Raw genomic sequence first — 7,237 nt, 5'->3', positions numbered from 1 at the left:
GGTACGCTCCATGATCGGGATGTAAATTCCGCACTGAATATTCTTGCGCTCGGGCATGAGCGTCTAGCAGTAGGAATCTCCGTCCTTTAGGTCGGGGAGGATGTCAACTAAAATTTGTCTAAAGCTAGGCGCGAATCACTGCCCCACTCTCTGCATCTAAAATACGGCTAGGTTGCTGGCTTAAACCCAAATCACCATTTAAGTAGTGCAATTGTTGATGGAAATATTGCGTTGTCTCTTGCAAAGAGCGTGCAGGGGCAAGTCCCGCAGGATTGGCACTGGTCGATACAATAAAGCCATCAAAGGCATGGCATAACGCCATACATAAAGGATGATTGGTTACGCGCACCGCTACTTTGGGGTGTTGACCTGTAATCCACTCTGGAATTGCGGCTGTGCTGGGTAATAGCCAGGTGGTTGCTCGATCTGTGGGATAAGTATTCGTCCATGACGCAATTACGCGATCTCGCATTTCGGGGTTTAAATCCTGCAGCAAATGCTCTACTTGTGACAGATGTCCTGCCAGTAAAATCACACCTTTTTCAATCGGACGCTGTTTCAGACGCAAAATTTCCAAAAATGCCTGTTGATTATATGGATCACATCCCAATCCCCAAACCGCCTCTGTAGGATAGGCCAGTACCTGTCCTTGTTGTAGACATGCAGCGGCTTCGGTGACAGAAGTTGTAATCATGGGAGTTTTACCTAAACAGAAACGTGAAATAGGCGCTTATTGTGAACCTTATTTGAGTGGACGACAACGCAGATATAAACCTGATTGTTGTAAACAGAAGCCCATGAGTTCCAGTTCCATTAATGCGCTGGTGAGTGTGGCAATATCTAAATTCAGTTGCTGTGCCAAGTGATCGATGCTTTGTCCGACCCAATCCAGTTGTTGATACAGTGCCAATAAATGCTCGGGAATATGCGGTGTACTTGTATCTGCTGTTTTTGTTGTGGTGGTTTGAAGTATTGCTTCAGTCGGTGGTGTAGATAATTTTGCTTTTGTTGAAGCTGCTGTAGTCTGATTTTGGCTTGATGCTATTTGGTTTTGTTGATATTGCCATTGGGTGGGTAGGGCTAAATCTTCAATCACTTGTTCAGGATGATCCACTAAAATTGCACCTTCACGAATCAATTGGTGGCAACCTTGATGAAATTCACTGTAAATATGTCCTGGAATGGCAAAAATTAATTTGCCTTGCTCTGCTGCCAGTTTCGCGGTAATCAGCGAGCCACTATTTAAACTGGCTTCAGCAACAATCACGCCTAAACTTAGTCCACTGACAATACGGTTACGTCGTGGAAAATGTTGCTGTAAGGGCTTAGTCTGTGGTAAAAACTCCGTAATCACGGCACCACCAGATTCTACAATTTTTTGGCGCAGGCTGTGATGTGCACTTGGATAAGTGCTGTCCAAACCTGTGCCCATGACTGCAATGGTACGTTGATGTTGCAAAGCACCTTGATGTGCGGCTTCATCAATACCTTGTGCCAAACCACTATTGATAAAGAACCCTTGTTCACTTAAATAATAAGCAAAATCATAAGCCACTTGCCGACCATGCGGGCTGGCTTTGCGACTGCCGACAATCGCAATTTGCGCTTGCAACAAAGCCTGTGCATTGCCTTGCCCAAATAAAATGGGTGGCTTGTTGGAATAGGGTCGTAACTGATTGGGATAGTCCGCATCGTCCAAAGTTAGAATAAAATCGCACTGCTGTTGCAGTTGATTCAGACATTGTTCAAAGGCGAGTTGCCCTGTTGGGCTGAGATATTCTTTGGCGCGTTGTAGATGGTTGGCATGAATGCGCACATCTGACCATGTGAGGAGGTGTTCGGGCTGCACTGCGGCAGCCACGGAACCATAATGTTGTACGAGTTTGGAAAAACTAGACAGTGAATGTTGAACCAAATACCACAACAAAATGTAGTTGATTTGCTGTGGGCTGAATGAATTCAACATCACCATCTTAAACCGTTTTAGTCGTCCATTCGTGGTGCTTGTAAGCTCGCACCGACTTTAATTGGTAATTCACTGTCTAAAACATAGGCATAGCTAATGTGGTCAAAGCTCTTGAAGACCATGATATTGCCAATACGTTCGCCTGGAAGCTGAACACGTTCTTTGGTTTTCGGGTCGGTGACCACTTCGCCTTTTTGCGCTACGCTAAACACATGACCAGATTGCACGCCATGTAATGTACCGCGATCAATTGCCACAACACTGTGTTTTGCTGCAGTACCAATCGAACCCATCACACGTAGCACCTGACCACCTGTGCTGACATTTTCAGCATGCGTTGGGTAGAACAAGGTTGGCAGCATTGGGTCATAAATTGGTAAGACGCGATCACCACGACGCACTTCGGCATTGTAGGTATCGGTCAATTCAAGTGTGGTGATGTCATTTTCACCACGTACTGCAATACCTGCAGCAACTTGAGTGAGTTCAATGCCTGCATTGAATTTTTGACCATTGGCATCGGTCAGCATGTACGGTTCGCCTTCACGATATACACCGTAGCGTTGACCTACTTCCAGACCTGCACCACGTGCATACACACTTTGACCTTTAGCAGCTAAAACACGTTGATCAGAAGTACCTAAAATATATGGTGTGCCTTGTAACGCATCTGCGGCAATAATGCTGCTGCGCTCTAACCAGTGTTTGATGTAGTCAAGTGGAATCACAGGAATGGTATTATTTAAAGACTCCACGCGAATTTGCGGCTGTAAATTGGTGCTCTTGCCTGCATAACGACGAATAATGCCTTCACAGCCATCGCCTTCATCTTTACCAATAATAGGGCGACCTTCGTAGGTACACATCAACAAACGGTCACCTGGGAAAATCCAGTGTGGATTTTTTACGTGACGGTTACTTGCCCAAATTTCAGGCCAACGTAATGGGTTGTTCAGGAATTTTTTGGAAATATCCCATAAGGTATCGCCTTTTTTTACCACATACACATTTGGTGCGCTGGCTTTTAAGGCAGGCGGATTGATGTTTCGTGCAGGTGCTGCTTCAGCCACACTGATCGCACCAAGTCCCACTATGAGACATACCGCGAGTGCTAAAACTTGCTTTTTAAACCCCAAGACACGAAAAGAGGATGTGTCTGTCAAAACCTTTTTCATTATCATAATTCCTAAAATTATGTATGTAGTTGCGTTATAATAACGATCTTACACACATTTTTTTGATGAAGCATTCCTTCATTCGGTTTTTTGATCAATGGCATATCAGTGAGGACGTCCTATGGCCTTATTACCTATTTTAAGTTTCCCGGATCCCCGTTTGCGTACCATTGCCAAACCCGTCGAAGAAGTCACCGACGAAATTCGTCAGCTGGCTGCAGATATGTTTGAAACGATGTATGCCGCACCAGGAATTGGTCTGGCAGCCACACAGGTCGATCATCATATTCAGCTCATTGTCATGGATTTATCTGAAAATAAAGATCAACCCATGGTCTTCATTAACCCCAAAGTTACGGCATTGACTGAAGAGACCCAACCGTATGAAGAAGGGTGTTTGTCAGTGCCTCAAATATACGACAAAGTTGAGCGTCCGTCACGTGTAAAAATTGAAGCGATTAACCTTGAGGGCCAATCCTTTGCGCTAGAAGCGGATGAACTTCTCGCTGTTTGTATCCAACATGAAATGGATCACTTAAATGGCAAATTATTTGTCGATTATTTATCGCCGCTCAAGCGTCAGCGTGCCCGTGAAAAAGTCGAAAAAGTAGTGCGCCAGCGTCAGAAAGAAAAAGTCGCGGTCAAGCGTTAAGACGTAGAACAATCAAGAAGACTAGACGCGCAAGTTTAGACCAAAGCCTAAAAATCAGCCCAATTTCGATTGGGCTTTGTTATACTTGTGCCACACAAATTCAGGATAGATGTTTTTGTTGTTGCGTAGTGGTTTACTGCTCTCATTTATCGCAGTTTTTTTACAGATTGCTGTTTTTTTACAGCCTTTGCTGCCTGAGCAATATCAAGTTGCGCCAGTCTGTGAAACCATCACGCGTGCACTTTTGTTGCCACAAGCCCACGCCGTGCATACAAATTCTTCGCATGCTGCACATTCATCTACATCGCAAGCTGATGATCAACAACTGACTGCACAGCATGGACATCATCATCACGATGCTTCACACCAATGTCAGTATTGTACGGTCTATGGCAACTTGGTCTTGCCACCTGAATTAGAGCTTAAAGAAGTGCTTGATCGCATTCAGGTACGTCTTTTGGCTTTCCAAAAACGTTTTCAACACGTTTGGTTTGCACTTCAGCAACTCTTTTTACTTCCGCAGGGACGTGCTCCACCTCACTTTGCATAAATTCAATGTTTTTCGGGTCTGCTTTGACCCTAACTGTATTTATGTTTTGAAGTGAGAAATAAAATGGCTCAGCCTAAATTTTTATTACAGCCCATTGCGGCTGCAGTTTGTGTTGCCTGCTATTCAGCAAGTGCGTTTGCCGATCAAAGTATGCTGTCTGCGAATACGCATAGTCTTGCGCCTATTGTTGCAACCGCACAACAGGGCAATGATGCCAATGGTTTGGTGGTTCGTGCTAATCCAAAACAACCCATTCAGCCGATTCCAGCCACAGATGGTGCAGACTATTTGCAAAGCATAGTTGGCTTTAGTGCTGTCAACAGTGGTGCGGGTACCAATGGCGATGTGACCTTCCGCGGCATGTTTGGTTCACGTATTAAAATTTTAACCGATGGTTCTGAAAACTTAGGTGCATGCCCGAGTCGTATGGATTCACCAACCTCTTATATTTCACCAGAAAGTTTTGATGAAATTACCGTCATTAAAGGCCCGCAAACGGTGCAATATGCCAACACAGGTTCGGCAGCAACGGTATTGTTTGAGCGTAAGCCTGAGCAATTTGGTGAAGGTCAAAACTATCGTGGCCAAGCCAGTGTCTTGATGGGGTCATTTGGCCGTTTAGATCATAATGTTGAAGCGGCTGCGGGTGATGAGCATAAATACATCCGTTTAAACGCCAACCGTTCTGTAGCAGATAGCTATAAAGATGGTAATGGTACAACTGTTCCTTCGGATTGGGAGCGTTGGAATGCTGATCTCGCTTTAGGTTGGACACCCGATGAAAACACTTGGCTAGAACTGACAGGTGGTCGTGGTGATGCTGAAGTGGTTTATGCGGGCCGTACAATGGATGGTGCTGAATTTGACCGCGAAAGTTTAGGTTTACGTGTGGAAAAGAAAAATATCACCGATGTGATTAAGAAAATTGAAGCACAGGTGAACTATAGCTTTAACGATCACGTGATGGATAACTATAGTCTGCGTAAAGTAGGTATGGCACAACATCACATGACAAAAGAGTGGGTGGAAGCTAAATCTGCAATGAATGTGACACGCCGTACTTTAAATGCACGGATGGCTGTAACGCATGAGTGGGATAAGCTGCAGTTTATTACAGGTATTGATAGTCAACAGAATAAACATGGTAAAGGCATGTATTCAGCCACAATGCCGAAAATGAACTTCCCTGTAACAACCGATATGGAATTTCAATCTTATGGCGGTTTTGGTGAATTGAGTTATCAACTCAATGATGAAAATAAATTAGTTACAGGTGTACGTGTTGATCAGGTCGAAGTTGATGCAGTGCAAACAGCTCAACAACGTAAAGAAACTTTGCCAAGTGGCTTTATTCGTTTGGAAAATCAACATCCGCACCATGATGCTAAAACTTATGTCGGTTTGGGCTATGTAGAGCGTATGCCTGATTATTGGGAATTGTTTAGTCCTCTGTCGGGTAACGGAAATAAAAATACGTTTAATCACATTGATACTGAAAAAACCCTTCAATTGGACTTTGGCTATCAACATGAACATGGTGCATTCAGCTCTTGGGCATCGGCTTATGCAGGTTTAATTAATGATTATATTTTGACGAATTACAAACTGAGAGATGAAAACAAGCCTCAGAGTAAAGAAAATCCTTTAGAGGCGCATACTCGCAATGTGGATGCAACGATTGCAGGTGCAGAAGTTGGTATTGCTTATCAATTTACCGATGCTTTACAGGCTGATGTGAGTGCCATGTATGCGTGGGGTGAAAACACTACGGACAATACGCCGTTGCCACAAATTTCACCTTTGGAAGGGCGTTTAAACCTGCGCTATGTTCAGGATAAATATACTTTAGGTGCATTATTACGTGTTGTTGATGGTCAAAGTCGTATTAGCGAACGTGAAGGTAATATCGTGGGCTATGATGTGAAAGAAAGCAGTGGCTTTGGCGTATTGTCTTTAAACGGCAGCTATAACCTCAATAAAAGTGTTGATGTGTCTGTGGGTATTGATAACGTACTGGATAAAACTTATACCGAGCATCTAAACAAAATGGGTAATGCGGGTTTGGGTTTTGCTGCGAATGAGCAATTTAACAATATTGGCCGTAACTATTGGGCGCGTATCAGTATGAAGTTCTAATTTGAACTTTATTTAAACCAAAAGCAGGGCTTAGGCTCTGCTTTTTACTTTTTTATTAGAATAATTTCATATAAAACAATAGATTAAATCTTGTGATTGTATTTTGAAGAATTGCACAGATTTTTATTAAAATAAATTTATGAGACAAAACAGTGGCTTATCTGTTTTGGGGTTTATAAAATAAACACTCGATATATTTCTTTTACAAAAAGCCTTGCATGGCAAAATATTTGGCCTATAATGCACATCCATCGGCGGCGATGTTGATAAAAACTTGTTGAAAAACAATAGCTTGGTTGATTGATTTAAGATTAATTGAGTTTGTTTTGAGTAGATGGGTTTGAAAATAAAATCAACATTGCATGTTGACTTTATGGAAATAAAGCGTAATATAGCCGACCTAGCTTGATGCTGACGAAGCATCGAGAAGATCATTAAGAGATTATGAAGAACAACTTGTGTGGATTTTTACTGATTGATTGATCAAAAATATTTCATTGATTGATTGGTTTAAATTACTCGAAGTTTATTTGAGCGAAATTTAAGTCAGAAAATTGATGAGCCAGATTTGGAAGTTTAGATTAAAACTTCAAAATGATTTTAACTGAAGAGTTTGATCATGGCTCAGATTGAACGCTGGCGGCAGGCTTAACACATGCAAGTCGAGCGGGCGAGGTTGCTTCGGTAACTGAGCTAGCGGCGGACGGGTGAGTAATGCTTAGGAATCTGCCTATTAGTGGGGGACAACATTCCGAAAG

6 protein-coding genes, 1 rRNA gene and 1 pseudogene are annotated in these 7,237 nt (G+C 42.9%); 5 read left to right on the top strand and 3 right to left on the bottom strand.

Going from position 1 to position 7,237, the window contains the following annotated elements; genetic code table 11:
• Positions 1-90 (top strand): annotated as a pseudogene (locus F947_RS14110) (RNA-guided endonuclease TnpB family protein); the annotation flags it as partial.
• 34 nt (positions 91-124) lie between these two features.
• Here the strand turns inward: F947_RS14110 and F947_RS00625 are convergent.
• The 3 genes from F947_RS00625 to F947_RS00615 are packed head-to-tail and all read right to left on the bottom strand — an operon-like array spanning position 125 to position 3,141.
• A complete protein-coding gene (locus F947_RS00625; RefSeq protein WP_004970120.1) occupies positions 125-694 on the bottom strand; it encodes an L-threonylcarbamoyladenylate synthase type 1 TsaC in 570 nt (189 codons plus the stop codon).
• Between the two features lie 48 nt (positions 695-742).
• Positions 743-1,966 (bottom strand): DNA-processing protein DprA, encoded by a 1,224-nt coding sequence (dprA, locus tag F947_RS00620; protein ID WP_004970117.1) that lies wholly within the window; start codon positions 1,964-1,966, stop codon positions 743-745.
• 17 nt (positions 1,967-1,983) lie between these two features.
• Entirely contained in the window at positions 1,984-3,141 is a 1,158-nt protein-coding gene (locus tag F947_RS00615) for a LysM peptidoglycan-binding domain-containing protein (RefSeq protein ID WP_004970116.1), read from the bottom strand.
• Positions 3,142-3,262: 121 nt separating this feature from the next.
• Here F947_RS00615 and def point away from each other — a divergent pair, with 121 nt between their 5' ends.
• The 4 genes from def to F947_RS00595 all read left to right on the top strand — a co-directional run.
• Positions 3,263-3,793 (top strand): peptide deformylase, encoded by a 531-nt coding sequence (def, locus tag F947_RS00610; protein WP_004970115.1) that lies wholly within the window; start codon positions 3,263-3,265, stop codon positions 3,791-3,793.
• A 115-nt stretch (positions 3,794-3,908) separates the two neighbouring features.
• Positions 3,909-4,343 carry a DUF2946 family protein gene (locus tag F947_RS00605; RefSeq protein WP_026438527.1) on the top strand — a complete coding sequence of 145 codons (435 nt, stop codon included), beginning with the start codon at positions 3,909-3,911 and terminating at the stop codon, positions 4,341-4,343.
• 63 nt (positions 4,344-4,406) lie between these two features.
• Positions 4,407-6,479 carry a TonB-dependent copper receptor gene (locus tag F947_RS00600; RefSeq protein ID WP_004970111.1) on the top strand — a complete coding sequence of 691 codons (2,073 nt, stop codon included), beginning with the start codon at positions 4,407-4,409 and terminating at the stop codon, positions 6,477-6,479.
• Positions 6,480-7,080: 601 nt separating this feature from the next.
• A 16S ribosomal RNA gene (locus tag F947_RS00595) occupies positions 7,081-7,237 on the top strand; the annotation flags it as partial.

It is taken from the genome of Acinetobacter towneri DSM 14962 = CIP 107472, from assembly GCF_000368785.1.
Classification (GTDB): domain Bacteria; phylum Pseudomonadota; class Gammaproteobacteria; order Pseudomonadales; family Moraxellaceae; genus Acinetobacter; species Acinetobacter towneri.
Note: the sequence above shows the minus strand (reverse complement) of the source record. Positions and strands in the feature narration are given on the sequence as shown.

What these genes read in the sequence shown, in the direction of transcription:
- F947_RS00625 (WP_004970120.1), bottom strand. Translation starts at nt 694, where the DNA reads ATGATTACAACTTCTGTCACCGAAGCCGCTGCATGTCTACAACAAGGA.
- F947_RS00615 (WP_004970116.1), bottom strand. Translation starts at nt 3,141, where the DNA reads ATGAAAAAGGTTTTGACAGACACATCCTCTTTTCGTGTCTTGGGGTTT.
- F947_RS00600 (WP_004970111.1), top strand. Translation starts at nt 4,407, where the DNA reads ATGGCTCAGCCTAAATTTTTATTACAGCCCATTGCGGCTGCAGTTTGT.
- dprA (WP_004970117.1), bottom strand. Translation starts at nt 1,966, where the DNA reads ATGTTGAATTCATTCAGCCCACAGCAAATCAACTACATTTTGTTGTGG.
- def (WP_004970115.1), top strand. Translation starts at nt 3,263, where the DNA reads ATGGCCTTATTACCTATTTTAAGTTTCCCGGATCCCCGTTTGCGTACC.